Source organism: Inquilinus limosus MP06, assembly GCF_000767795.1.
GTDB classification, from domain to species: domain Bacteria; phylum Pseudomonadota; class Alphaproteobacteria; order DSM-16000; family Inquilinaceae; genus Inquilinus; species Inquilinus limosus_E.
This window is the reverse complement of record NZ_JANX01000839.1, coordinates 1-1,919: the sequence shown is the minus strand read 5'-3', so window position 1 is coordinate 1,919 and position 1,919 is coordinate 1. Positions and strand designations below refer to the sequence as shown.

Here is a 1,919-nt window from a genome sequence, read left to right as displayed (position 1 = left end):
TGGAGGTGGACCTTGAGGGACCGAAGTTCGGCGAGGTGCTGGTCGAGATCAAGGCGACCGGGATCTGCCACACGGACGAGTTCACGCTGTCCGGGGCGGATCCGGAAGGCCTGTTCCCGTCGATCCTGGGGCATGAGGGCGCGGGGGTGGTGGTCGATGTGGGCCTGGGGGTGACCAGCCTCTCGAAGGGCGACCATGTGATCCCGCTGTACACGCCGGAATGCCGGCAGTGCCCGTCGTGTTTGTCGCGCAAGACCAATCTGTGCACGGCGATCCGGTCGACCCAGGGCCAGGGTCTGATGCCGGACGGCACCAGCCGGTTCTCGATCGGCGGCGAGAAGATCTTCCACTACATGGGCTGCTCGACCTTCTCGAACTTCACGGTGCTGCCGGAGATCGCGCTGGCCAAGGTCAACCCGGACGCGCCCTTCGACAAGATCTGCTACATCGGCTGCGGCGTGACCACGGGCATCGGCGCGGTGATCAACACGGCGAAGGTGGAGGAGGGGGCGACCGCGATCGTGTTCGGGCTGGGCGGCATCGGGCTGAACGTGATCCAGGGGCTGCGGCTGGCCGGGGCCGACATGATCATCGGCGTCGACCTGAACAACGGGAAGAAGGAATGGGGCGAGCGCTTCGGCATGACCCATTTCGTGAACCCGAGCGAGGTCGAGGGCGACCTGGTGCCGTATCTGGTGAACCTGACCAAGCGGGGCGCGGACCAGATCGGCGGGGCGGACTACACCTTCGACTGCACCGGCAACACCAAGGTGATGCGGGCGGCGCTGGAGAGCAGCCACCGCGGCTGGGGCCAGAGCATCGTGATCGGCGTGGCGGGGGCGGGGCAGGAGATCTCGACCCGTCCGTTCCAGCTGGTGACCGGCCGGGTGTGGAAGGGCACGGCCTTCGGCGGGGCGCGCGGGCGGACCGACGTGCCGAAGATCGTCGACTGGTACATGTCGGGGAAGATCGAGATCGACCCGATGATCACGCACAAGCTGCCCTTGGAGCGGATCAACGAGGGCTTCGACCTGATGCATGAGGGCAAGTCGATCCGCACGGTCGTGGAGTTCTGATGTCGGGCGAGATCACCACCAGGAGCAGGCACCGGGCCTTCGCGGGCGAGGTGGGGTTCTACAGCCATGCCTCGGCCGAGATCGGCGGCGAGATGCGGTTCGCGGTCTATGTGCCGCCGCAGGCGGCCGAGCGTCCGGTGCCGGTGCTGACCTGGCTGGCCGGGCTGACCTGCACCGAGGAGACCTTCATCATCAAGGCGGGCGCGCTGCAGCATGCGGCGGAGTTCGGGCTGATGCTGGTGGCGCCGGACACCAGCCCGCGCGACCGCAGATATCCGGGCGACGACGAGAGCTGGGATTTCGGGCTCGGCGCCGGGTTCTATCTCGACGCCACGCAAGAGCCCTGGCGCGACGGCTACCGGATGCATGCCTATGTGACGCGGGAGCTGCCGGAGGTGATCGGCAAGCACTTCCCGGCGCGGCGCTCGTCGATGGGGATCTTCGGGCATTCGATGGGCGGGCACGGGGCGCTGGTGGCGGCCTTGCGCAACCCCGGACTGTACCGATCGGTGTCGGCCTTCGCGCCGATCGCGGCGCCGTCGCAATGCCCCTGGGGCCAGAAGGCGTTCGGCAACTATCTCGGCCCGGACCAATCCCAATGGGCGCAGTGGGACGCGACGGCGCTGGTGCAGGGCGGGGCGCGCTGCCCGGATCTTCTGATCGACCAGGGCGAGGCGGACCCGTTCCTGGAGCGGGAGCTGCATCCGCATCTCTTGGAGGCGGCGTGCAAAGCGGCCGGGCAGCCGCTGACCCTGCGCCGCCATGCCGGCTACGACCACGGCTACTACTTCATCTCCACCTTCATCGCCGACCACATCCGACACCACGCCGGCGTGCTGAACC

The 1,919-nt window shown here is 68.0% G+C and carries 2 protein-coding genes; both read left to right on the top strand.

Annotated elements, in window-relative coordinates:
- Nucleotides 1-1,076 (top strand): S-(hydroxymethyl)glutathione dehydrogenase/class III alcohol dehydrogenase (locus P409_RS33025; RefSeq protein ID WP_034848676.1); only part of this gene is annotated, 1,076 nt, incomplete at its 5' end.
- The coding region (fghA, locus tag P409_RS33020; protein ID WP_034848675.1) for an S-formylglutathione hydrolase at nt 1,076-1,919 on the top strand (844 nt) is incomplete at its 3' end. The genes P409_RS33025 and fghA, both read left to right, overlap by 1 nt.